General features: G+C 56.4%; 22 protein-coding genes. 4 read left to right on the plus strand and 18 right to left on the minus strand.

Translation table 11 applies throughout. The features are described from left to right. From VMN77_02030 to VMN77_02070, 9 genes are all read right to left on the minus strand, one after another. Window positions 1-832: hypothetical protein (locus VMN77_02030; GenBank protein HTN42556.1), on the minus strand; the 832-nt coding region annotated here is incomplete at its 3' end. 146 nt (window positions 833-978) lie between these two features. Then, window positions 979-1,968 (minus strand): putative Ig domain-containing protein, encoded by a 990-nt coding sequence (locus VMN77_02035; GenBank protein ID HTN42557.1) that lies wholly within the window; start codon window positions 1,966-1,968, stop codon window positions 979-981. Window positions 1,969-2,039: 71 nt separating this feature from the next. After that, the gene (locus tag VMN77_02040; protein HTN42558.1) at window positions 2,040-2,411 is read right to left on the minus strand and encodes a hypothetical protein; all 372 of its coding nucleotides are present in this window, start codon (window positions 2,409-2,411) and stop codon (window positions 2,040-2,042) included. 40 nt (window positions 2,412-2,451) lie between these two features. Then, on the minus strand, window positions 2,452-5,589 hold the full coding sequence (locus VMN77_02045; GenBank protein HTN42559.1) for a PilC/PilY family type IV pilus protein: 3,138 nt from the start codon (window positions 5,587-5,589) through the stop codon (window positions 2,452-2,454). A 4-nt stretch (window positions 5,590-5,593) separates the two neighbouring features. Continuing rightward, window positions 5,594-6,088 (minus strand): PilX N-terminal domain-containing pilus assembly protein, encoded by a 495-nt coding sequence (locus tag VMN77_02050; GenBank protein ID HTN42560.1) that lies wholly within the window; start codon window positions 6,086-6,088, stop codon window positions 5,594-5,596. Window positions 6,089-6,108: 20 nt separating this feature from the next. Then, entirely contained in the window at window positions 6,109-6,963 is an 855-nt protein-coding gene (locus VMN77_02055) for a prepilin-type N-terminal cleavage/methylation domain-containing protein (protein HTN42561.1), read from the minus strand. Window positions 6,964-6,975: 12 nt separating this feature from the next. Next, window positions 6,976-7,413: a prepilin-type N-terminal cleavage/methylation domain-containing protein gene (locus VMN77_02060; GenBank protein ID HTN42562.1), complete on the minus strand. Its 438-nt coding sequence runs from the start codon at window positions 7,411-7,413 to the stop codon at window positions 6,976-6,978. Between the two features lie 9 nt (window positions 7,414-7,422). Further along, window positions 7,423-7,971, minus strand: a complete 549-nt coding sequence (locus tag VMN77_02065; protein HTN42563.1) for a GspH/FimT family protein — start codon at window positions 7,969-7,971, stop codon at window positions 7,423-7,425. 349 nt (window positions 7,972-8,320) lie between these two features. Continuing rightward, window positions 8,321-9,031 carry a uracil-DNA glycosylase gene (locus VMN77_02070; GenBank protein HTN42564.1) on the minus strand — a complete coding sequence of 237 codons (711 nt, stop codon included), beginning with the start codon at window positions 9,029-9,031 and terminating at the stop codon, window positions 8,321-8,323. 182 nt (window positions 9,032-9,213) lie between these two features. Here VMN77_02070 and VMN77_02075 point away from each other — a divergent pair, with 182 nt between their 5' ends. Then, window positions 9,214-9,627, plus strand: coding sequence for a hypothetical protein (locus VMN77_02075; protein HTN42565.1), 414 nt, complete (start codon window positions 9,214-9,216; stop codon window positions 9,625-9,627). Window positions 9,628-9,654: 27 nt separating this feature from the next. Here the strand turns inward: VMN77_02075 and VMN77_02080 are convergent, their stop codons facing one another. The 9 genes from VMN77_02080 to VMN77_02120 form a co-directional block, all read right to left on the minus strand. Beyond that, window positions 9,655-11,112, minus strand: a complete 1,458-nt coding sequence (locus tag VMN77_02080; GenBank protein ID HTN42566.1) for a PilX N-terminal domain-containing pilus assembly protein — start codon at window positions 11,110-11,112, stop codon at window positions 9,655-9,657. Further along, entirely contained in the window at window positions 11,109-11,873 is a 765-nt protein-coding gene (locus VMN77_02085; GenBank protein HTN42567.1) for a hypothetical protein, read from the minus strand. Before VMN77_02085 ends, VMN77_02080 begins: the two co-directional genes overlap by 4 nt. Further along, on the minus strand, window positions 11,870-12,262 hold the full coding sequence (locus VMN77_02090; GenBank protein ID HTN42568.1) for a prepilin-type N-terminal cleavage/methylation domain-containing protein: 393 nt from the start codon (window positions 12,260-12,262) through the stop codon (window positions 11,870-11,872). Before VMN77_02090 ends, VMN77_02085 begins: the two co-directional genes overlap by 4 nt. After that, on the minus strand, window positions 12,259-12,726 hold the full coding sequence (locus VMN77_02095; protein HTN42569.1) for a GspH/FimT family pseudopilin: 468 nt from the start codon (window positions 12,724-12,726) through the stop codon (window positions 12,259-12,261). The genes VMN77_02090 and VMN77_02095 overlap by 4 nt, the downstream gene beginning before the upstream one ends. A gap of 218 nt (window positions 12,727-12,944) precedes the next feature. Further along, complete coding sequence (locus VMN77_02100) at window positions 12,945-15,197, minus strand: sigma-54 dependent transcriptional regulator (GenBank protein ID HTN42570.1); 2,253 nt, start codon at window positions 15,195-15,197, stop codon at window positions 12,945-12,947. Window positions 15,198-15,362: 165 nt separating this feature from the next. After that, on the minus strand, window positions 15,363-15,782 hold the full coding sequence (locus tag VMN77_02105) for a hypothetical protein (protein HTN42571.1): 420 nt from the start codon (window positions 15,780-15,782) through the stop codon (window positions 15,363-15,365). Between the two features lie 75 nt (window positions 15,783-15,857). Next, window positions 15,858-17,228: a sigma-54 dependent transcriptional regulator gene (locus tag VMN77_02110; protein HTN42572.1), complete on the minus strand. Its 1,371-nt coding sequence runs from the start codon at window positions 17,226-17,228 to the stop codon at window positions 15,858-15,860. Beyond that, the gene (locus tag VMN77_02115) at window positions 17,228-19,078 is read right to left on the minus strand and encodes an ATP-binding protein (protein HTN42573.1); all 1,851 of its coding nucleotides are present in this window, start codon (window positions 19,076-19,078) and stop codon (window positions 17,228-17,230) included. Before VMN77_02115 ends, VMN77_02110 begins: the two co-directional genes overlap by 1 nt. 61 nt (window positions 19,079-19,139) lie before the next feature. After that, a complete protein-coding gene (locus tag VMN77_02120; GenBank protein HTN42574.1) occupies window positions 19,140-19,907 on the minus strand; it encodes a prepilin peptidase in 768 nt (255 codons plus the stop codon). Window positions 19,908-20,054: 147 nt separating this feature from the next. On the opposite strand from VMN77_02120, the gene VMN77_02125 reads away from it, so the two are divergent. The 3 genes from VMN77_02125 to larB all read left to right on the plus strand — a co-directional run bounded on the left by VMN77_02125 (window position 20,055) and on the right by larB (window position 23,529). Further along, complete coding sequence (locus VMN77_02125; GenBank protein HTN42575.1) at window positions 20,055-21,059, plus strand: NAD(P)H-dependent glycerol-3-phosphate dehydrogenase; 1,005 nt, start codon at window positions 20,055-20,057, stop codon at window positions 21,057-21,059. A gap of 73 nt (window positions 21,060-21,132) precedes the next feature. After that, window positions 21,133-22,746: a Na/Pi cotransporter family protein gene (locus tag VMN77_02130; GenBank protein ID HTN42576.1), complete on the plus strand. Its 1,614-nt coding sequence runs from the start codon at window positions 21,133-21,135 to the stop codon at window positions 22,744-22,746. A 3-nt stretch (window positions 22,747-22,749) separates the two neighbouring features. Then, a complete protein-coding gene (gene larB / locus VMN77_02135) occupies window positions 22,750-23,529 on the plus strand; it encodes a nickel pincer cofactor biosynthesis protein LarB (protein ID HTN42577.1) in 780 nt (259 codons plus the stop codon). The last annotated feature ends 35 nt before the right edge of the window (window positions 23,530-23,564 follow it).

A 23,564-nucleotide genomic window follows, 5' to 3' on the forward strand; every position in this document is an offset into this window, starting at 1 on the left:
ACTGAAACAGGTCCCGGTAGGTCGGATCATACGGGGCTGGCCCCTGATAAAAGGTCTTGGCCGTCACGACATCTTTAAACAAGGACGGCTGATCCAACGGGAATTCAAGGCGGCCGATCTCGGCTTCGTGGAACACCGGGAAGGCCCTCCAGCCGATCACTTTGCCGGCCTTGACCAGGAAAAGAATACCTCGATCCAGGACCGTATTCAACGCCTTCAGAAATGTCCCGATCGCCTCATCCCGATCCCGAACTTCCACCCAGTCCTCTTGGGCCCGTTGCAGAGCCGCTTCCATTTCTTCCGGGGACGCCTCCTTCTTTGATGCCTGGTCGTCCTCCCTTTCCGATCTCGGGCGGCGGCGTTTCCGTTCATCGTCCAACACGGAAATGTAGCGAAGGTGGGGATTGATCTGGTAGTATTGCTCCAGCAGAGATCGGATTCGGGCTTCGGGTGCGATATAGGGTTTGATGATACAGCCCGTGATAAACCGGAGTTCATCGATGACTTCCAGATCGGTGGGGTCCAGGAAGGCCACGCTCAGGGTGGTCCGCTCGCGTTTGATCGGGACCACATTGTATTTTTGAGCGAGCTCGCGCGGGATGAGTTGGATCAAAGAGGGCTCGACCCCTTCCAAGTCGGAGGCCTGAGCACTGGGGATCTTCAATTTTTTACTGAGAAACTGGGTGAGTTCTTCCTCGGATAGGAAGCCGAGTTCGATGAGGTTGGTCCCCAGACGCCCGCCCATGGTGACCTGCCGTTCGAGAGCCGACGAGAGCTGGGGCTCCGTAATCTTTCCGGCTTTGATCAGATACTCACCCAACCGTTCGGCCAAGGACGCCCTCCCTGCAAAGCCGTATCGTCATAACATTCCGAGATGAAAAAGTCAACTCTTGCGTGAACCGTTCGGCGTTCTCAATTCGGCCCCTTTGAACTCCCTCCCAAGGTCTTCGGATCGATGGCGGATACCTACCGAAGGACCTAGGGAGACGGAGAAGTCGACTTCGCCGTGAGATTAAAAATCTGAAGGTCGTACCGTTGAACGGTTTTTGCGCCGGCCGAATCCGCAACCACGATTTCAATCGGATGCACACCGACATCTTCCTTTGTTACGGCCCAATGGAGCATTCCGCTTGAGGGATCGATCGTCATGGTATCGGGCGCCGATGTTAAGGAGTAGGTGACCGGGTCGCCATCGACGTCTTCCGCAGCCACCTGATAGAGATAGGCTCCCTGCTCGTCGATCGACGGGGGCGGCTGTGAGGTAATCCGCGGCGGGCTGTTCAGAACCGTCACCGGAATGGACCGACGTGAACCCCCCTTGCTTTCATTATCGGAGGGGGTGGCCTGAACTTCAATCACATCGCCTTTCGCGATCAACCCACTGTCCAACGTCGCACCGGTCTGGTTTTCTATCTCCGCCCCGTTTTTGAACCATTGATACGTGTAGTCTATCGCATCGTCATCCGCGTCGTATCCTTCCACGCCGGCCTGTAAGGTTCCCTGTTTATAGAGCGGGATCGGCGTTACCATGATGGCTTTGATTACGGGTTCGCTGTTTTGAACGGTAACCGGATCGGACGTAACGGACCCTTCCTGATTTTGCCCGTCTTCCCGTGTCACGGTCACGGTAATGGTGTCGCCCTTTTTAAAAAGTCCGCTCGGTAAAGTCGCCTCCGTGGCCGACTCGATCGGTTCCCCGTTCTTTTGCCATTGAAAGGCGTACTGAGGTTTCACCCCGCCGGCATTCCTGCCCTTGACAATAACGGTCAGCGCGTTATTGGCATAAAAGGGCTGCGGGGATAATTCGAGGGAGCCGATCTCCGGCGATGAACCTGGGCTAATCCCGGGTTGGCTGATTTGGGCACCGGGGCCCTGGGGTGGGGTTGTTGGGTTGCTGCACGCGGTGATGGCCAGGATACCGGCCACAATTAAAACGGGACGGACGACGATCTTAATTGACAGATTCACTTTCTTTACCCTCCCTTGGATTGACACGGCCACGCGACCCTACCACCATACAGGCGGCGGCCGCCGGGCGACTACTCGGATTCCACTGTGAAAAGTGATTCTTCCGCCCCCCGGACCGGTTTAGGGAGCAGGACAATCGCCCTGGCCCGCAGACCAATGGCCGTTTGCTCCGCCTCGACGGCGATCCACTGCCCTTGAGCCAGACGATCCGCTCGTAAGGCTGTTTTATCCGGAGCCATAACCTTGGTGGTGGCGGTCAACAACAAGGTGTGCTCGTTCACGATGAGCGTCGAACCCTGGTGTTCCATGATCACCCCTTGAAAGCGGAGAGCCCCGCTCTCTCCGGCAACCGCTCCACGGATGCCACCATGGGCCAGCCCCAAGGCGGAGACCGCGAGGATCATCCAGATCGCCAATCGACAGCCACGATTTTTATTGGACATGTTTTTTCTCCTTATCACATCTTAAAATCAGTCGGCAATTCTACTGAAACAATTCTCTCCAGAAAAGACGGTGGGTTGTGCCCCCGCACGCCGCCCCAAGAGGCGGCAAACCGCCGCTCATCCCGACCATGGCCATCACATCACAGTTCCCCAGCGGGACAGGGGGAATGTCTATCACGACCTGCGACGGCATTCCCGCACCCACCATGTCCGACACACGATCTCTTCGTTTGAGGACACCGCCGCCGTTCGTGGAGGTCTGATGCGCGGTATCGTTATTGGGCTGATAGGTATCGAAAACCGAATTGCCCGTCAGATAGTCGACTTGATAGATCCGCCCGACCCCGGTATCCGCCAGGCAGGGATCGGTCATTCCCGTCGACGGCGCAAAGGTTGAAATATTGACCACCCCATTGAAGAGGACGGCCGCGGAAACGACCTTTTCGCCGTTTTCGAATTCATTGAGCGCGATAAACCAGCCGCTCTTGGCCGCCAGAGCGGCCTTTTCATTGGTGACGGTTGCCTCATCCGTTGTTTCCTGCATGTTATCAAGCGTGGTGTTAAACAAATCGCCCTCGGTCAGTGTCGTCGACGATCCATCCACATCCTTTACCCCATAGATTCGATCGCAGGGGCCGGTGCCGTCCGCGCTGCAAACCGCCGTGGTATCGAGAGGATGTTCCCGATCTCCCGTTCCGAAGAAGAGAATGTAATAGCCGAGCTCACGCGTCACCTCCGGGCGGTAGAGGATCTTCCGATGGCTGGTCGCGTCGTTCGATTTAAAGAGGATCCGCCCGGCCCAGTTGCTGGGATCCGCGTCGCTGACGTCGAAGCTCCACATTTGCCCGCCCACATCGCCGACGTAAAGCCGATCGGCGTAACCGTTCCGGTCGGTGTCGAGCACCGTCACGTCGCTGGGAATCGCGTAGGTCATCGACGTGTTGTTGCTGATGGAATAGCTCCAGATCCGGTTTCCGGTTTCCACCTCGATGGCGTAGATGGATCGACCCTCCGTATCCGCCGTGGCCGGCTGGGCATCCTCATGGACGGGATCGTAGCCCCCGCCCACGAAGAACACATTCTTCACGCCGGAGCTGAGATTGACCTTTTTAATCGCAGGCGTGGACCAGGTCTGGCCCAGTTCGGTCAGGCCCGTATCCCCCCGATTGATATCCCAGAGGAAGCGCGGGTCGTCCGGATTCGTCACGTCCAGCGCATGATAGGATGTTCCGCCGCGGCGCTCTCCAAAAATCAGGATGGCCCGATCGCTTCCTTCGTCCCCGATGATCCCGTTGTTGTTGTGGTCGTAAATATACACCTTGGGCGAACCGTCGACCGAATAGGGATGGATCGTGCCGTTCAGGTTTTTCAGATACGGGAGTTGGTCCTTCGGAATGTAGGCCCAAAGTTCCTGGCCGGTCGCGTCGTCAAACGCGTGTATCATCCCGTCATTGGCGCCGACATAGATAACGGATCGGCTGGTGGAGTACGAAACGACCGTCGGCCCGGAGTGCAGCACATCTCCGAGGATCCAATCCCGGGTCGTCGTGCTGTTGTTGTAGGAATCCTGGCCAAAGACAAATTTGATCAGCTGGTCCTTGCCGGCGGTATCGCCCGCGCTTAATCCGAGCACGGTCGGCGTAATGTTGGCGTTGGCAATCTCAAACTGATTGGACGCATTTTGCAACTGCGCATTCGTCCCGAAGTAGGTATAGATTTTTCGAACCCCCGTGGCGTTCGGATCGAAGTCCGTCGGGTTCAAGGCCTGGGTTCGCATCATGTCGCCGACGCCGCCCTTCTCGACCAGGCCTCCATCCGCCACGGTGCTCCAATACGATACGCTCGTTTCGATGAAACTTCCATCGGGGTTTGTGGCCACGTTGCCGTCCTTGTCCACGATTTGACCCGATGAGTTAATGCCGTATTTCTTGATATTTCCGGACCAGAACGAATCGATATTCGGCCGGAAAAATCCGACATAGACGAAATCCCCGCTGTAGGTGCGGTTTTCCGGGCTCACGGGCACCACCGGGGCGACGAACGACGTATTTTCCTCCACGATCTCCCCCAACGCGCTCAGAAAGGCCTGGGTCAACTCCTGGGCGGTGTCCGCGGTGAAAGACTTTCCTTTTCCGTTCGCGGCCGTATCGGCCAATAGCTGGTTGGCGACGGGATCGCCGGTTGAGAATCCGATGGTGTAGGTGATGATGTTCTGCTTTCCGGACCCGGAGACGTTGGAGCTGGGAAGCAGGTCCTCGTCGTACCATTTTTTGGCTACATCGTCCAGATAGTGGGATCCGCTGTCGGGATAATTTCCCGGATCCTTCCCGTTATTGTCGGTATCGCCCACCGCTGAGGCGAGAATGGGGTCCACGTCATGGGTCGAGAGACCGTCCGTCATGAGGATGATGTAATTTTTCTGACAGGAATATTGCATAGGCGTTGTATAGGTCACGCCGGCGTTAAAGTAGCTCGCGGCCCCCTTGAAGTACAAGCCGGCCTCGTACATCGTCTCGGCCAAAGGGGTCCAGGTATCCGCCACAACGCCGTTAACCGCATTCACCAGATCCTGTTTGTTGGTACCGATCCCCATATCTTTAATTCCTTTGACGATATGCCCACCTTGGTCGTTTTTATATGTGGTCGCCGGCTTCCAGGAACCGAAGTTCATGAGACCGAACCGAACGCCGTCGGTGTTTTGAATGATATTCGTGATCACATCTTTGGCGATCTCCAGCTTGGGCTTCGACGTCGCCCCGGGTCCGCTCAGGTAGTTCAAATAATTTCCAAGGGCCGTCGTAACGCTCGAAGTGCCGCAGGTTCCGTTGGACTTCAATTTTCCCGTATAGCTCCCCGCGCTCGTGAGCGAGTTATAGGCCGCCGTACAGGTGACCGAGGATATGTTTGTAATGTAGGAATTCCAGTTCCCGCTTTGCTTTCGATAAACCTTGTTCTTTGAATACGAATCGTAACTGCTGTAATCGGTCGCCGGGTCGTAGGGATCGGGCGTCACGGCGACGTCGTCATTCATGCTCCCCGAGTTGTCGAAAATGATCAGCACGTTCGGCTGAATCGTCGTGTTGGTGGAACCGTAGATATCGGTATCGTCGGCAAAGGAGCGGGCCGGCCATGCCAGCAGGGTGAAGACGCTCAACGCTATGATCCATCGGGTATACATGGTCTTATCCTCCTGTTGGTGCTGGAACGATTTTGTCCATCGCCAACTCTTGCTGGTCGGTGGAACCCAGGCTTCCCTTTCCGGTTGTATCGATCGCGAAATAGTTCGCCTCCCAATCCATTCCCATTTTGGATCCGGCCGGAGGCGGCCCGCTGCCCAGAAAGGTCACGGACCCCGTAGCCGTCGTATCGCCTTCCATTAAATCGACGTCCCCCGGAAATCCACCCGCAACCGTCAGTGTCCCCGGCCCGGTGGCCGGCACGACGAAGTTGCGGTTATCCAGGAGGGCATATTCGATCGCCGCACTGGCGGCATGGAAGGCCTCTCGAGACCGACGGTAATTCGCGGAGAGGGACAATTCGGTAGAGGACGTTGAAATGGTCGCCATGCCGATAAAGGTCAGCATCAGCAGAATCAGCATCGTCATGACGAGGGCGACCCCGCGCTCATCCGTCCACTCGGTACGGCCGCGATTCAGATATGATTTAAGTCGCTTCATTTTCCCCTCCCCCTCCCGGCTCAGGATGCGGCGTTCTTCAACCGGACCAGTGTTTCCACGGTCCGGGTTCGCGGCATACCGACGCCGGTCTCCGCATCTTTGATTATGGTCTGGGACGTAATCGTAACCCGCACCATCACTATTTTATCCAGATCGGCCGGGGCCACGGTATCCACCTCGGCCCCGCCGGTGCTCAGCGTATATTTGAAATCCATGCTCTGTATATGATCCGCCAACTGTTCGGGTGCCCCGGCATTGAGGGTCCGCTGAAGAATAAAGGAATTGGGGACACTGGGATCCGCTTGAGTGCTATAGGTGATCGAGTCGACCGGACGGCTTAAAACCACATCGCCGTAGGACAATCCAACGGGTGCGGCATCCAATGTGATGTCGGTCCCGGCAATGGCGTTGGGGGTCATGGAATTGATGGTATAGTCGCCCATGGGCGTTTTCGAATTAATGGCTAAAAGGGTGACGCCGCTGCCCGGAGTGAATGTATTTCCGGGGGTATTCGCAACCGTGATCGTCGCCCCGACGGGAGGGTTTATCAGAAAGGTTGACGGCCCTTGCGCCGCCTGAAACGTGATCGAATCGGGGTTCGTATCATTTGTCGCCGTGATTCCCGTCTGACCCGCCTGAATCCCGAAACCGGCCGACCGTAAATCCCGGGTCAACAGATCAAGACTCGACCGGGCGTCGCTTTGTGTGTCGGCGACATCCTCCTGCACCACATAAGATTTATGCTGGGTCATGAAGATCGAAAGGACAAACACCATGGCAAAGCTGAGAATGGTCATGGCGACCATCAACTCGACCATGGTCATTCCGCGCCGATCCGTCATCACGTAAGGTGGTCTGGATAACTGTCGATTCATGGATCTTCTCCCTTAGAGCGAACTGTTACCGACCCTCTCCACCAGACTAACGCTGTGGTTTCCGCCATCAAACCACGATACCGTATAGGTAATTGTTTTCACCCCTGTAATGGGGGTGTTGTCGACAACGGTGTACTGGCAGTTGTAGACCACGTTTTGGACCGGGACACAGGTCGGGTCGACGGCGTCGACGACGGCATTCAATTGAGGATCCGCATAGGGCAAGTTCGCGTAATTCACGATGCCCTTATCGGCATAAGCCGCCGCCGTGGTGAATTTGAACCCGGAGCTGTTGGCCCTAATCGACATGATCTGCATTCCGGAAACCGCCAGGAGCCCGACGGCCAGGATGACCAAAGAAACCGCCACTTCCAACAAGGTCATCCCCCCTTCGCCCGCAAGTCGGCCTTTCCGAAGAGGGATGAGATGTTTGTCAACGAAGCGCCGCATGGATTCTCCTTAGCACGGTGTTTTAGCGTCCAGGGTCTGGATTCCCCCGATGCGCTGAATTTGAACCTGCATCGTTTCGGCGGCATCGCAGGACAAAAGCGTCATGGTCACCGGCGGGGCCGCCGGGGCCGAGATATAACCGCTTCCGCCGAAGCTGATCGACGTTTCATTGCCTCCCCCGTCGGTGACGGACGTGAGCGAAACGAGCCCTCCCATGCCTTCCGTCCCCAACAGGCGCGTTGCCACGACGGGAGGCGGGTCGCATTCATCGCCAGGGTTGTTGGCAACGGTGGGATCATCCTTGCACACGCGATAGGAGTCCGCGGCGGTGTCAAACACGACTTTGTATGTCAAATTCTCTTTTTCCGCAAACGACTGGGCTGTTCTTAGATCCCGGATCAGCGTCTGTGTCTTTTCACGCAAATTTAAATGATACCGGCTGTTCTTAAACATCGGAACGCCAACGCTTGCGACAATCGCAATAATGGCGACAACTATCATCACCTCGGTCAATGTCATGCCCTTTGTATTTTCTAAATTCACCGTTCGATTTATCATTGAAATTCTCCTGGGAATTCTCCTGGAAACTCTCCTGAGAACTCTACTGCCAACTCTTCTGCCGGCATGAAATGCAACCGACATGCCATTTTCAACATCCACGGCGGCTTTATAAAATGAAGAATATTCAAGCTGTTAGAATTCAGTCACATGAAACAGCGATGTGGTCTAGCCGGCCCCGTTTTACTTTGGGTAATAGAAGTATGTAATGGATTACACATCGTCACGCCGGTTCCAAGGTTTGGCTTTGTCGCCCATCCGTGCGATCCGGGGGTTGGCGTGACCCTTTCGTACCGGACTAGAAGGGCGAAAAGTTCTGCAGGAGATACAGGGGTGAATCAACGGAAGGTCAAGGATTCGTGGATGAAAGTCCCTTCCGAATCTCGAACAAGACTTGATCCAGCATAGGCGCCGTCAGTCGTCCCGTCTGGGTATTTTGCTGGCTGGGATGGTATGAGGCAAACAGATCGGGCCCTGGGCCGAATTCGGACTCGCACAGACGATACTGCACGCCGTGGCGAAACCGAATACCGCGCCGCTGCGTGATCCGCCCGATTTGGATCAATGTCTTGAGATATTGATCAAAGGCAATCTTTCCGAGCGTCAACACCGCTTGAACCCGGGAAAGCAGGCGGAGTTCTTGGACCAGAAAGTCACGGCAGCGATCCAGTTCTATGGGCGCGGGTTTATTCCCCGGGGGGGCGCAATGAAGCACGGCCGTGATATAGGCGTCCTTCAATTCGAGCCCGTCGTCTCGACGCCGAGATTCCGGCTGATTGGCGAATCCGGCCCGGTATAGCGCGCTGAAAAGAAAATCGCCCGAACGATCCCCGGTAAAGATGCGGCCGGTCCGGTTGCCGCCGTGCGCGGCCGGGGCTAGACCGATGATCAGCAGCCGGGCCTGCGGATCCCCGAATCCCGGAACAGGCTTGCCCCAGTAAGACTGGTCGCGGTAGGCCCGCCGTCTGACCCGGGCGATCCGCCCGCAGTACTGCCGCAGACGGGGACATCGGGTGCAAGCAACCACTTCGACATGGATATGGTTGAAACCGTCAGCCATACGCCGTTTCTTCTTGTTGGATATGTGCGCCACCTATTATATAGGGCTTCTTTCGATCAGGCAAAATCGGACCTTCTCTTCGACATAAAGGATTGACAATGGAAACGCAACATGGTTATCCTGAGGACGACAGACATTGATGGTTTAATAATCATTTCCAATCCTTAAATAAGGAGGGCGCCATGGGCGACGTTATTCGTAAGGTCGATTATTTTTACATAAAATCCGCCAATAAACCTGGAGAAGGTGCAAAAATTTTGAGGGCCCTTCGGGATGAGGGGATCAACCTCCTGGCGTTTTCCGGGTTTCCGGAAGGTCAGAAGGCCCAAATCGATTTCGTGCCGGAGGACCCTCTTGCGTTTGAGGCAGCCGCAAAACGGGCCGGCTTGAAGCTGAGCGCAAAAAAGAGCGCCTTTCTGATTCAAGGGGAGGATCGGACGGGGGCCGTCGCGGAGGTCATGGGAAATCTCGCCGATGCCAAGATCAATGTCACGGCCATCGACGCCCTTTCAGCGGGAGGGGGCCGTTATGGGGCGATTCTCTGGGTGAAGCCGAAGGACGTGGCGAAGGCGGCCCAAGCCCTCGGCGCTTTCTAAAGAGCTCGCGATATCAGCGAAAAGGATTTACCGGATATACCAGCTTCCTTTGAGCGGGATCACGGTCGGAAGACCGGGATAGTAACCCGTCCGCAGCCCTGCGTCATACCAAACCTCCGGCTGACCGGCGCCGGTAACGCCCTGTTGTGCGATCAGGGCCCCAAACACCTTCGGATGACCTTCCACGACCAGTTGCCCGGCGGTCGACAGGACACCCTTGAAATGGACGCTCGGAAGAACGACCGTCTCCCGGGAATCCAAATTTATATCGTCCGACGGAGGTGCCTGGACTTGAACGGATCGCCCGGAACCCGATTCTCGAAGAGTCAAATGAGCCTGGATGGAATAAATGCCCTCCATATAACCCACCGGCAGATCCAAAGTGGCCAGATTGGTTCCATCCGGCGGTTTCTGATCAACCGTGTCGACAAAAACAAGCCCTCGGTCATTTTCAACGGCTTGATCCCCCAATGCTTGGGATGGCGTCTGCCGGTGCCCGGGATCCAAAATCCCATCCTGATATAGAAATCCCTCTCGATCCGTGGCGAAGTAAACCCCCCAGGTCTTCGCAAAGGTTTTTAGACTTTGATAATCCCAAGGAGCCAAACCGAAGCCCGGACGACTTTCGATTTGAAATTGGTGAAGGTGGCCGTATCCCTCCGACAAAAAAGGTTCCGTGCAGTTCGTACATTCTGGTTTGGGATTAATAATCGCCCCCCCTACGTAAAATTCGACCCAGGGGTCCTGTCGGCCGGAATCGGCATAAGGTTCCCCACTGACCCCCGCATTTGAATTTTTTTTCGGAACGGCGGCCAACGAGCTTCCGAAATCGGCCTGGCCCATCATCCGAACCTCTCCCCAATGCACCAGAACGGGAACCGATCCGTTGGATCCCGGCCCGATCTGGAGCGGGGCTGTGGTCGGAGGAACGGGGCTTGGGGTGATTTCGACGCTCACGGTCCGGAGGGTCCCGGATCCGGTCATACCCGTCGCCTCCACGGTGCAGATGGCGCCCGCGCTTTTGGGGGCAAAGATCTTCAGGCTCGTAAGATCTCCCGCACCGCCCAACGCCTCGGCGAGAAAGCCCGGATGATCCGGTTCGGACTGATACCAAAAATCCGGTTGCTCGGCGGTTCCCGTAAACTGAGCCTGCCCTTTGTTATCATAAAATGAAGCCGACCCGCTGGCGTCGGTCATCCGTCGTGCCAGGAAACTCCTTCGTCCACCGACCGGTTCTCCCAGAGGAAAGGTCCCGATGTCCGGAAACGTCTCCGGCTCCTGAAACCATTGGAGCACCATCGCGGGTCCCGATTCGGCGAGATACTGCGCCTGGACCGTATCTTTTTGGTTGGCCGAGATGCCGATCTCGTCCATGGACAAACGATAAGCCGAAAGCCCCAGCAGTGTGATGAGAAACAACAGACCGACCGTCACAACCAGGGCCATTCCCTGCTCTGAATCCAAGCGCCGCATAATCCCGATCACCGATTTCTTAAATAAACTTCTGTCGTCATCGACCTTATCCTTTCGGGTGTCCTGGACAGTCGGGCGGTCAAATGAATCCGGACCCGATATACGTCCGGCAAAACCGCGCCCGACCGACCTTCACGATCCAGATAGATCAAATCCATGGAAGCCAGCCCCTCGGCCACGGGATTGGTACCCCCGTCCACGGTTCGAAGGAGCTTAACGTGTGTTGAATCCACCGGCTTGAGCGCATACCGTACTTGGTTGATGATCTGAATCGTGCTGGCGGGAGGGAAGGTGCTCCTTAACCCCTCTGCGAATTCCAGGCCGTTATTGCTTCCATCCCTGGCCAGGGTATGTCGCTCACAGTAATCCAGCCGGCAGATCGAAACGACTTTTCCCCCTACAAATTTTTCGGGAGCGCCATCGTAACGAATGGGCAACTGCAACTGCTCCGTTTGAGCCGTCTCCGTCAAGCGAGCAGTCGCCGCATCCAGGTTGGCCAGAAATTGGATCTCCTGTTCTTCGGCTTTGAGTATCCTTGCATCCCCATCCGGAAGACCGAAACCAATAAGCCCAAACTCTCGAACCATGAAATCCATCGCGGTTCTTACCTGTTGTTGGGCTTCGGCCGTATCCTCCTGAATAACGCTCCGTTGGTTCTGAAGGATTAAAAACTTCATCCCAAAGGCGGAGACCAGCGAAAAGACCAGTGCGGCCACCATCAACTCGACCAAGGAGGTCCCGTGCCTGTCCCGAATCGGCCCAAGGATCTTCATGGAACCACCCCATTCGATCGGATGGTCGTCAGGGCCAGCGTGTGGGTTCGATTTGTTTTGTCCGTCCACTCGACCGCAACATGAATCGTCGTGAAATGAGGGTAAGGAGCGTCGATCCGAAGGGTCCGGGTTCGGTTAAAACCTTCGGGATGATCGTCATCCTCAGGACGCCCATGAATCAATTCGTCATACGGGAACGAAATTTCCTCTTCCATCTTGGCCTGCGCCAAGGCGGCGGCCGTGGAAATGCGACGGCCGGCATCCAATCCGATCTGGCTCGCATGCGTCATGCTCAAGCCCGAAATCATTCCAACGGCGAGGATAAACAGGCTTACCACGACTTCGATAAGGGATAGGCCGCATTGCCGGAGAACGAGATCGGGTCTCATGTCAATTTCACTCTCCCGGTGGCCACAACGGTGATCTGCCGTTGCTCTCCGGAACGATTCCTTAAAACGATCGCGGTCCATGTGTTGGTCGTCCCTTGAGGATAAAAAGTGAGAATGGGGCCGCCCGAGGAGCTGACCAGGTCAATCCCTCCAAACCCCTGTCCCCCGTCCTGAAGATCTCTAACCCAACCGATTGGAACCCCGGGTTGGGAACCTCGTTCAATCTGATACCGCTCCCTTTCAAGGTCCAGAACAACCGAAACAGGCTGGCGCTCCGCCAGGGCCAGCTGCCTGGCCCAACGCAGGTCCGAAACAACGTCGCGGGCCGCACTGGTGAGCCGATGGTGAGGGAGCTGGGATATAAAACTGACGGAGGCCAGCCCGCAAAGGATTCCCGCAACGGCCATTACAATCAACAGCTCCGTCAGGGTGGAACCTTGCTGTATGACCGGTGTGGTGCGCATGCTCCTGCCAGATTACAAGATCCGTGCCGAGCGGGGTTTAAAAAGGGAAATAAGAAAGGATCGTTCAGAATGAAAATGGAAGACGCGCGTTTAACTGAAGAGAATTTTTAAAGAAACAAGATCAATCGGCGGCGATTTAAGAACCCGGAGAGGCCCGGAGTTCGTCTCCGTGTCTGTCATTCATCCAGCACGGCCGTTCAGGGTGCCTGAATGCGGATTCAGGCCGATGGTTTATCTTCCATTTCTTTTTCCAGTTTCCGAATCCATCGGTAGGTGCGTTTCAATACTCGAGCGGCCTCGGTTTTACTGCCGTATTCCAGGATCGCCCGTTGGGCCATGGCCCACTCGATCTTTCTAAGGAAGGAATCCATCGAGCCTTCGATCTTCATGGCCTCGACAAGGGTCTGCCACTCGATTCGGTCGATCACGTCCTTAACATTCCTGCCGTCCATTTTATTCTCCCGCGGATCATGGACCCGCACGGCCATCAGGGGGGAGTGAATCCCGTCACGGATCTCGGGCGGGAGGAACTCCGGAATTAGCATGGTTTGTGAGGCCGGTATCAAGGTCACGGCCCGTTCAAGGACATTTTCCAGTTCACGGATATTACCGGGCCAGGAGTAGGTCACCATTCGATGCAAGGCTTCCGGCGAAAGGGTTTGCACGTTTTTCCGAAGTCGACGGCTGAATTGGATCAGGAAATATTCGGCGAGAGCTTGGAGATCTTCCAGGCGTTCTCTTAACGGGGGCAGATGGATCGGGATGACATGGAGACGGTAGTAGAGGTCTTTCCTAAACAATCCTTTTTCGATGAGCGCCTTGAGATCCTGGTTCGTTGCCCCAATAATCCGAACATCCAGCTTGATCGGGTCGTTGCCACCGACTCGCACTAGCTCCCGCTCTTGTAAAACCCTCAGGAATTTTACCTGGACGGTCGTCGGAATCTCTCCGATCTCGTCCAGAAAAAGCGTGCCCCCATCCGCCCATTCAAACTTCCCGATTTTGCGGGACAAGGCCCCCGTAAAGGCCCCTCGCTCGTGACCGAACAGCTCGCTTTCCAACAATTCGATCGGCACGGCGGCGCAATTGACCGCCACAAATCGTCGGTCACTACGGTTTCCGGAGCGATGGATCAACCTCGCGATCAGTTCCTTTCCCGTCCCGGTCTCCCCCGTAATCAGTACGGTGGAGTCGGTGGGCCCGACCTGCCGCACCAGACCCAAGACGGCCTTCATGCCGGGACTTTCACCCATCGGCTTGGATGACGTCCATCCGTCGTTGACTTCCTGGACTTCTCGGCGCAGATACACATTTTCGGTCGTCAATGTCTTGTTTTCGGCCGCATAGGCCAGTAGCCGCTGCTGGGTCGCCTTCAGTTCCTGAAGATACGCAAACAGGAGACAGGTCATTTTCTGGACCCGTTTTTCAAGTCCCGCCGCGGAATGAACCGGTCGACTATGTTCCCGCCAGTAAAATCGGTATCGGGAGTAGGGAGCCTCGTAGAAAGAACCCTCTCGAAAGACATATTCCAGAGAACCCGACCTCAAGGTCCCGCCCTGAGTGACTCGATAGGCCTTACAGGCGGGATCGATACGTTCCGTCGGGTCGGCCGCCCGCGGGATCAGGGTCCGCAGAAGGGTCGCTCCGCCCGATCTCGTTTCGGGTTTGATGATCATCCCTCCGAGGAGTGCCTCCTGCGGGCCCGCGGAATGATCGGTGCCCGTTCCCAAAATATCGAAGGAGGGCGGGGCCAGGGGGATTTCCTCATCGGCGAGTTGCACGGCTTGAAAAACGGCAACGGTCCCCCCGCGGTCATTCTTCACGATCTTGAGCTGCGAGCCGGATTCTTCAAGGTCATAGCCTTCAAACTCCCGGACGATATCCCCGACCCGATACTGCAGGAACTCCTCGTCCAGATGGGCTTCCTCGACGAAATCATACAGGCGGACGAATCCCTCGTAATTCCCCTTCAGCATGAAGTGGGTGGCCAGAAGCGGATGGAATCCCGGATCCCATTGCGAGAGCACAATCATCTCGGGGTCGGCGGGATTCCTGGCGACCGCCTGCAGGCGAAGGAACGTCGTGTAGGCACCGGCCCAGAGGCCGGAGTAGAGAGCGACCGTTCGGACATCATCGAAGGTCCGGGCAATGATCTCAAAGATCGATGGGATATGTCTCTCGCCCTGTCGCGCGGATCGAATAAAATAGTCGATCGCGGCTTCGCGGGCGATTTCCTTTCGACCCGACAGGCGTTCGGCCGTGCGGAGCACCTCCCGCAGCACTTCCTCGGGAAGCCAGGCATGATGGTCCATGAGAAGATCCTGAGGATCTTTAAGGGCGTCGTACCCCTCCACCCCTGAAAATAAGGCTCGCGGATTCACCTTGTTCATTTGTGATGGATAATAGATCTGGAGATGAGTGAGGAGAAGTTGTGTCAGAAAACCGGTGGCCCAGGCCGTCTGTGTCTGCATATCGCCTCCTTCCGGAGAGATTCTCGAACGGGAGAAATTCTCCGGGTTGATATGTTTGAGACTGGTAAGGGACTGCTGCGGAATTTCCCTGTAACGCGGCCTTACTATACTTCAAGGATTTCGTTTTTTCAAGAAATTTAATCGGCCCGAGGCCAGGCTACCGGACTATCCAGAGACTTCATTTCGCGGGGGAGTGGGCTGAAGCAGTTTCAACGGAATTTCCGCTTTGAGCTCGTCATTGATCAAAATCTTGAATTCATAATCGCCGGGATGTTCAAACTTCATCATGTTGATCGTCAGAATATGGTTGGATCCGATCGTCACTCCCGGCCGGCCTGGTCCGAGAGTAAAGTCACCGCCCAGGACGAGCAATTTTTGGCCGTCTTCATCCATGAGCTGCACCTCGACTTTCTTTGTCCGGCCCCCTTCGGCCCGATCGGCCTCAAACCGCATCACCAGCTGCATCTGGGGATGGGTAATCGGGAACTGCTGAGCCTGGATGGAATCAAAGACCCCCAGGATGTTGAGTTTGCCATCCCGAGTGATGTTCGCGCCATCCGCCAATACCGCGAAGACGACCTTCATGGGTACCCCGCTTTTATCTGGGCTCCAGATTTAAACGGACATCCTTTTTTCCCGCGATGCCGACTCTCAAAAACGCTAACCCTCGATCCCGTAATCCTTGATCTTGGTCAGAAGGGTTTTATAACTGACCTTCAAAATCTCGGCCGCGCGGGACTTATTCCCGCCGGTTTCTTTTAAAACCTTCCGGATCATCCTTGACTCGGCAAATTGGGTGGCGGCGTGGCTGACTTCCTGAAGCGATCCCTCCGTCTGAAGATCCGCCAAGCCGGTTTCATCCGTCGCCTTGACGCGGAGCCCCAAATGTTCCGGCAGGAGGACTCGGCCATCGCTTAAAATCACGGCCCGTTCGATGCAGTTCTGGAGTTCACGGACATTGCCCGTCCATGGATGCTTGATTAATAATTCCATCGAAGCCGGAGCCACTTCCTTGGGTTCCTTCTTCAGCTCCTGGCAATAGAAACCCACGAAATGCTCCACCAAAGCCGGAATGTCTTCCGCGCGCGCTCTCAGGGGAGGAATCGTGACGGGAAAAACGGCCAAACGGTAATAGAGATCTTCACGGAACAGCTTCTGGCTGATCGCGGCCTGGAGATCTTTGTTGGTCGCTGCAATCACCCGGACATCCACCTTGATCTTGACCGTACCGCCCACCCGCATAAATTCCTCGCCCTCCAGAACCCGAAGCAGTTTCGCCTGGAGGGCGAGGTCCATGTCTCCGATCTCGTCCAGAAAGATGGTTCCCTGATTCGCCAATTCAAACTTCCCCATCTTTCGGACCACGGCACCGGTAAAAGCGCCCCGCTCATGTCCGAACAGTTCGCTTTCCAACAAGTCGCGCGGGATGGCGGCGCAGTTGATCGCCACAAAGGGCCCCTCCTTTCGGGGGCTTAAATAATGAACGGCCCGTGCGAACAACTCTTTACCGGTTCCGGACTCCCCGAGCAGCAGCACCGTCGTGTGACTGGCGGCCACCTTTTGAACCTTGCCGACCACCTCCAGCATTTTCGGGCTCTTGCCGATGATCTTGGGCAATTTTAGATGCTTGGAGAACTCTTCACGCAGAATGAGATTCTCCGTGACAAGTCGTTGCTTCTCCAACGCCTTATTGATCAAATGAATCAGATGGTCCGGATCGAAAGGTTTTGTGATGAAATCGTACGCTCCTTCTTTCACAGCCTTGACGGCCGTCTCAATCGTCCCGTAGGCCGTCATCAGGATTACCGGAATCAATGGATTATGTTCCTTGACCACTTCCAGCACTTCCAGCCCAGACTTGTGCGGAAGCTTGAGATCGGACACGACCAGATCCACCTTGGACTCCTTGAATTTTTCGAGACCCTCCCGTCCATCGCGCCCCACGATCACCTGATGCCCCTCGGCCTGCAGCGCTTGGCTCAGCATCTGGGCCATGCTTTCCTTGTCTTCGACCACCAAAATGACCGCCATCACCCCACCTCCATCAGCGGGAGGAGAATGCGAAAGGTTGTTCCGCGGCCCTCTTCACTGTTGACTTCAATCCGGCCCCCATGCGACAGGACAATCTTGTGGACCAGGGCCAGCCCCATCCCGGTCCCCTTCACTTTGGTGGTGAAAAAAGGGAGGAAGATCCTTTCGAGTTTATCCTTGGGAATGCCGATCCCGGTATCTCGGATATCAAGCGACAGTTCCTTTCGATGGCGCCGGTATCCCAAACGGAAATCAGAATGATGGTCGAGCATCATGGCCCGAATCTCCAATGTCCCGCCTTGCGGCATGGCGTCCATGGCGTTCTGGAGAAGATTTCCGATGGCCTGACGCATCAATACCTCGTCCATCCGCACCTCCGGAAGATCGTTCGGGATCGCGATTTCCAGGGAGGGTTTGATCGTCTTGGTCTGGACAAACAGGTGGTCCAGAAGCCGACGGATCAGCGGCTCGAGCGCCACAGGCTCAAGGTGCAGTTCGTCGTGTCGGCCGAAACTCAACAACTGTTCGATCAGCTGATTCATCGCGGTCAACTCCCGCATGATGGAAGCGACCATCTCCTGCCCGGCATCGGGACCGGCCTCGGATGATGGAAGTTTCTTCGAAAGCAATTTCGTGAACCCCATCACGCTCCCCATATAATTCCGGAACTCGTGCGCGATTCCGGCGGACATTTCCCCCAAAACGGACAGGCGCCGCTTGAGTTCCACCTGCTCTTGCAAACTCTTGATCTCGGTGAGATCCGTGAAGACAAAGGTGGTACCGATCACTTCATTTTGACGATCCCGCAGCAACGACGTGCTGATTCCGACCCAGATCCGTTGCGGACTCGAGCCGCCGGAATTTGGACGGGTCAATTCGAGTTCCTGACGCGTGATCGTGGCCTGATGGTCCAGCGCTTGATCCAGCAGATGAACGACGCTGCTCTGTACACCGAACACCTCCTCACAGGTTTTACCCACCGCCGCCGAACCCGACTGCCCTAAAATCCGCTCGGCCGCATGGTTGAAGGTGGTGATGACACGCTCGGGATTAAACGTGATGACACCGCTGGCCACGCTTTGAAGGATGTTCTCATTGTAACCTTCAATCTCCTCCGCCCGCTCCTCGGCCCGAGTTCTCAAATGGTTTAACTCCTGTTCTTTCTCCTTGAGTTGACGAACCAATCCGTGAAATGTCCCGATCATCGAGGCCGTTTCCCCCGATGGGCCCGAAGCTTCGGCGCCGGACCGACGATTCCGAATCACGATCCGGATCGAGTAAAAAACCATCACACCGATGATGGTCACACCGCCCACTTTCAGAAGCAAGGTGGTCGTCGCCGCCGCGCCCCCGGCGTCCAACGGCCGCAGTCCCAAATCCACTCGGAGCACGCCGACACGGCTCGGGTCCGGATCTTGAAGCGGAATGAAATACGACAGGATCGGTGTTCCGGACGAATCCGAAACCGGAATTCTCAAAAAATTTTCACCCCCCAAGATCTCCTCAAATTGGCGAGGGGTTATTCCCTGGAAAGGGCTCGAGGATCCGATGCGGTCCGGACCGGAGGTGTCCAGCAATAATCGTCCCTCACGATCCATGATCGAGAGACGGTAGGCCCCATACCGTTTGGCCAGTTTTTGGAGAAAAGCGGAATCGGTCCGTGCGGTCCGCTCGGCGTTCCGGATTTCGGTTGCCAGGGTCTGGGTGACCGCGATGAGGTAGCGGGTGGCCTCTTCCATCCGATACCGATTTGCGGTCTGAAGCAGAACGGCGGCGTGAATCCCCCACAGCCCGGCAAACAGAAGCAGCAACACCGCGGACAATCGAACGAGTTGAGTTAACACCCGCACCCCCGACCCTTCAGACGTTCATCTGAGAACCGAAAAAACCGCGGCCATCCCTCCGGTCGCATTAAAACGCGCCCAGATGTTGGTACCAGTTCCAGATCGCCTGGCCGGCAAAAAGAGAGATCACGGCACCCAAACTTAAAAATGGACCGAAAGGAACGGGATATTTTCTGGACTTCCCTTTGAAGGCCATGAGGAACAGTCCGATCGCGGAACCCGCCAGCGCGCCGATGAAAATGGTCAATAACGCCTCCTTCCAACCGAGAAAGGCCCCGATCATCGCAATGAGTTTGATGTCTCCGCCTCCCATTCCTCCCCCGCTGGCCACGGCGACCCCATAAAACAGCGCGCCGCCCAACAGCAAACCGATCACGGCATCCCAAATCCCGATGGGGAGGATAACCGCGGAGGCGACCAAACCCACGACCATCCCGGGCAGAGTGATCCGATCCGGAATGATCTGGTGATCGAGATCAATAAACGTGATCACCAACAGCGCCGAAAACAGGACCCCGTAAACAAACGCCGGCCCTCCGATGCCGAATCGCCAAACCAGCAGAACGTAGGCGATCCCGTTCACAAACTCGATGACCGGATATCGCCAAGAAATCGATCGACCACAGTCCCGGCATCGGCCTCCCAGAATCAAAAAACTGACGACGGGGATGTTGTCCCACCAGCGAACCGGATGCTGGCAGGAAGGACAGCGTGAAGAGGGGGTAATCAGTGATTCATTTCGTGGTAGGCGATGAATACAGACATTTAAAAAACTCCCGATGATCAGACCCAGAACCAAAGCCGTCGAGAGGTTATAAGCGAGGCTTTCCCCCATAATGCTCCCTAATCCGGTCTCACTATACCACAGATCATGGAGGCCATCAAGCCGATCCGCGGGTCATCGGCTTGACAGTCTTTTTCATAACACGTTATAATTAAAAAAAATTCTGACGCGAACAAACTTCATTTAAAGGCCGTCCACATGTCCACAAAGATTGCCGTGATCGGCGGCGGAAGCTGGGGCACGGGCCTGGCCTTTCTCATGGCCGATCGAGGGTACGAGGTAACGATCTGGGTTTATGAAAAGGAACTCGTTGCAAATATTAATGAACAGCACGAGAATCTCTTATTTCTTCCCGGGGTGGCGCTCTCGCAGCGGATTGTAGCGACTTCATCCCTGGAGGAGGCGGTCAAGGGTGCACGGGTGGTGCTTTTTGCGGTCCCTTCCCATCTGGCCCGTTCGGTTCTGGTGAAGCTTGGACCGGTTCTTCCCGAAGAGACACCCGTCATCAGCGGAACAAAGGGCATCGAGAACGACACGCTTTTGTTAACGTCCCAGATCATGGAGGAGGTGCTTCCGACTTCTCCTTCCAACATCGCCGCCCTTTCCGGTCCCAGTTTTGCCAAGGAGGTCTGTCTGCGCCAGCCGACCGCCGTCTCGCTTGCGGCCAAGAACCACGACTTGGCCGTTCGGTTGCAACCTTTCTTTACCACGCCCTACTTTAAGGCCTTCACGACGACGGACATCCTCGGCGTGCAACTCGGCGGGGCTCTCAAGAATGTGATCGCATTGGCCGCCGGCGGCGCCGACGGCCTGGGCTTCGGCTACAATACCCGGGCCGCGCTTATTTCAAGAGGGCTGGCCGAGATCATTCGGCTAGGACAGGCTCTGGGTGCCGACCCGAAGACGTTTTCCGGCCTGTCCGGACTGGGGGATTTGATCCTGACGTCGACGGGAGCCCTGAGCCGGAACCGAACCGTGGGATATCAAATCGGTCGGGGAATGAAACTCCCCGATATTCTAAAAGACATGAAGATGGTCGCCGAAGGCCTCCAAACCACGCGGGCCGCTCATGACCTGGCTCAAAAGCACGGTGTCCGGATGCCCATCGTCCAACAAATTTACTCCGTCCTGTTCGAGGGCAAAAATCCACATTGGGCCGTAACGGATTTGATGGAAAGCGCCGTGGGCGATGAAATCCGTTAATCCGGGCTCCATGGGCTTGCGTTCTCATTCCCGGGGTTCCTATATACTATATTAATAGGAAAGGAGCTCGCGTTTGACCACCCTGATGCTGTTCAGCCTGCTGGGCGGGGTCGCCATTTTGCTCCATGGCCTTCAATGGGCGGGTGACGGATTGCAAGGACTGGCCGGGGCCCGCCTCCGATCGATCCTGGCCACCTTCACCCAGAACCGGTTTCTCGGACTGGCGACGGGCGCCTTCATTACGGCCGTGATCCAAAGCAGCAGCGCGACCACAGTGATGCTGGTCGGCTTTACCAGCGCCGGACTGATGACGCTCTCTCAGACGGTTTCATTGATCCTGGGCGCCGACATCGGCACCACCTTCACCGTCCAATTGATCGCCTTCCAGATCAGCGATTACGCCCTGGGCGTTCTCGCGATCGGCTTTGCCCTTTACTTTTTCAGCAAACAACATCGAATCAAATTGGTTGGCACGGTCCTTTTCGGTTTCGGTCTGATCTTCTTTGCCTTGAAGCTCCTGTCGGAGGGCATGGCCCCGCTCAGGGATAATGATTTGATGCGTCAAGTGCTGTCCGGCGTCGCGACGGTTCCGGTATGGGGGATTTTGATCTCGGCCGCGATAACCGCATTGCTCTCCAGCAGCGCCGCCACCATCGGTATTGCGATCGCTTTTGCCACTCAGGGACTGATGCCGCTGGCCTCGGCCATCCCCCTCATCCTGGGAGCCAATGTGGGGACCTGCGCCACCGCCTGGGTGGCCAGCCTGGGCACCACCGCGGAGGCCCGACGCGTCGCCCTGGCGCATATCCTATTCAAACTGCTGGGCGTCGTCCTGATTTTCCCGTTTCTACAGCCGTTCGAGAGCTTCATTGCCCAGTCCTCCGATGACATCGTGCGTCAGATTGCGAACGCCCATACCTTGTTCAATCTCGGAATCGCCCTCCTTTTTCTGCCGTTCACCGTTCCGTTCGCCCGGCTCGTAGCCTGGCTGGTTCCCGAAAGACCTTCGTTGGAAGAAAGTTCACGGCCGAAATACCTGGACCCGCATGTTGTGGATACCCCGGCCCTGGCTCTGGGTCAGGCCACGCGGGAAGCCCTTCGGATGTCGGATATCGTCCGGGACATGTATCGAGATACGATTCTGGTCTTCACCGAGGATAATCAGGAGGCCCTGGAACAGATCGAACGGAAAGACGACTGGGTGGACGCGTTAAACCGGGAGATTAAACTCTACATCACCAAGGTGTCCGCGAAATCGCTGACGGAGGACCAATCGGCGCGCGAAGTGGACCTTTTGACCCTGACCAGTGATCTGGAAACGATCGGAGACATCATCGATCGCAATTTAATGGAACTGGCCAAGAAGAAAATCTACAAGGGTCTGCGTTTCTCCGATCAAGGACTGAAGGAAATCGTCGAACTTCACACCCGGGTGGGCCAAAACCTGGAACGGGTGATCTCGGCTTTTGCAAGCCACGACCCGGAACTGGCCCAGCGGGTGATCCAGACCAAGGACGAAATTAAACATCTTGAACGCGAGCTTCGGGCCGCACATATCCAGCGCTTGCGTGCAGGCCTCGCGGAATCGATCGAGACCAGCGCGATCCATCTCGACGTCTTAACCAACCTGGTCCGGATCAATCACCATGTCACCAGTATCGCGTATCCCATCGTCGAAGAAAAATAATCCATGAATTCGGAAGACACACGGAAAATGCTGGTCCAAGTAAAGAAGGGAACTCTTTCGGTGGATGCGGCCATCAAGCGGCTTCGGCACCTGCCCTATGAAGCGCTGGGGTTTGCGGCCATCGATCACCACCGCACGCTCCGACAAGGACATCCCGAGGTGATCTTCTGCGAGGGCAAGCGCCCGGAGCAGGTCCTGGCGATCATTCGACGAATGGTCGCGATCGATAGTCCGGTCCTGGCCACCCGGGCGACTCCGCAATTATTTCAAGCCGTCAAGCGGATCGATTCGAGAGCGGTTTACCATGATGCGGCCCGCACGATTACCATCCAAAAACGAAGCCGATCAATCCGGTCACGCCGCCCGGCCGCAACCGGAGGGATACTGATCCTCACGGCCGGAACGGCGGATATCCCCGTGGCCGAAGAAGCGAAGGTCACCGCCGAGTTTCTCGGCCACCGCGCCGACACGATCTACGACGTGGGCGTGGCCGGGCTCCACCGTCTTTTGAATCACCGTTCCCGCATCGAGGCGGCCGGCGTCCTGATCGTCGTGGCCGGAATGGACGGGGCATTGCCCAGCGTGATCGGCGGCTGGATGGATAAACCGATCGTGGCCGTGCCGACCAGCGTCGGATACGGGGCCAGCTTCGGGGGCGTGGCCGCGCTCTTGACCATGCTCAACACCTGCGCCGCCGGGGTGGCGGTGGTGAACATCGACAACGGATTCGGAGCGGCGGTTGTGGCCCACCGAATGATGAAGGTCGGCCGGGCGCTCCGCTAGGAGCCGTGGCCGCGGGCATACATAGCCAGGCGAGG

It is taken from the genome of Nitrospiria bacterium (assembly GCA_035498035.1).
Classification (GTDB): domain Bacteria; phylum Nitrospirota; class Nitrospiria; order JACQBZ01; family JACQBZ01; genus JACQBZ01.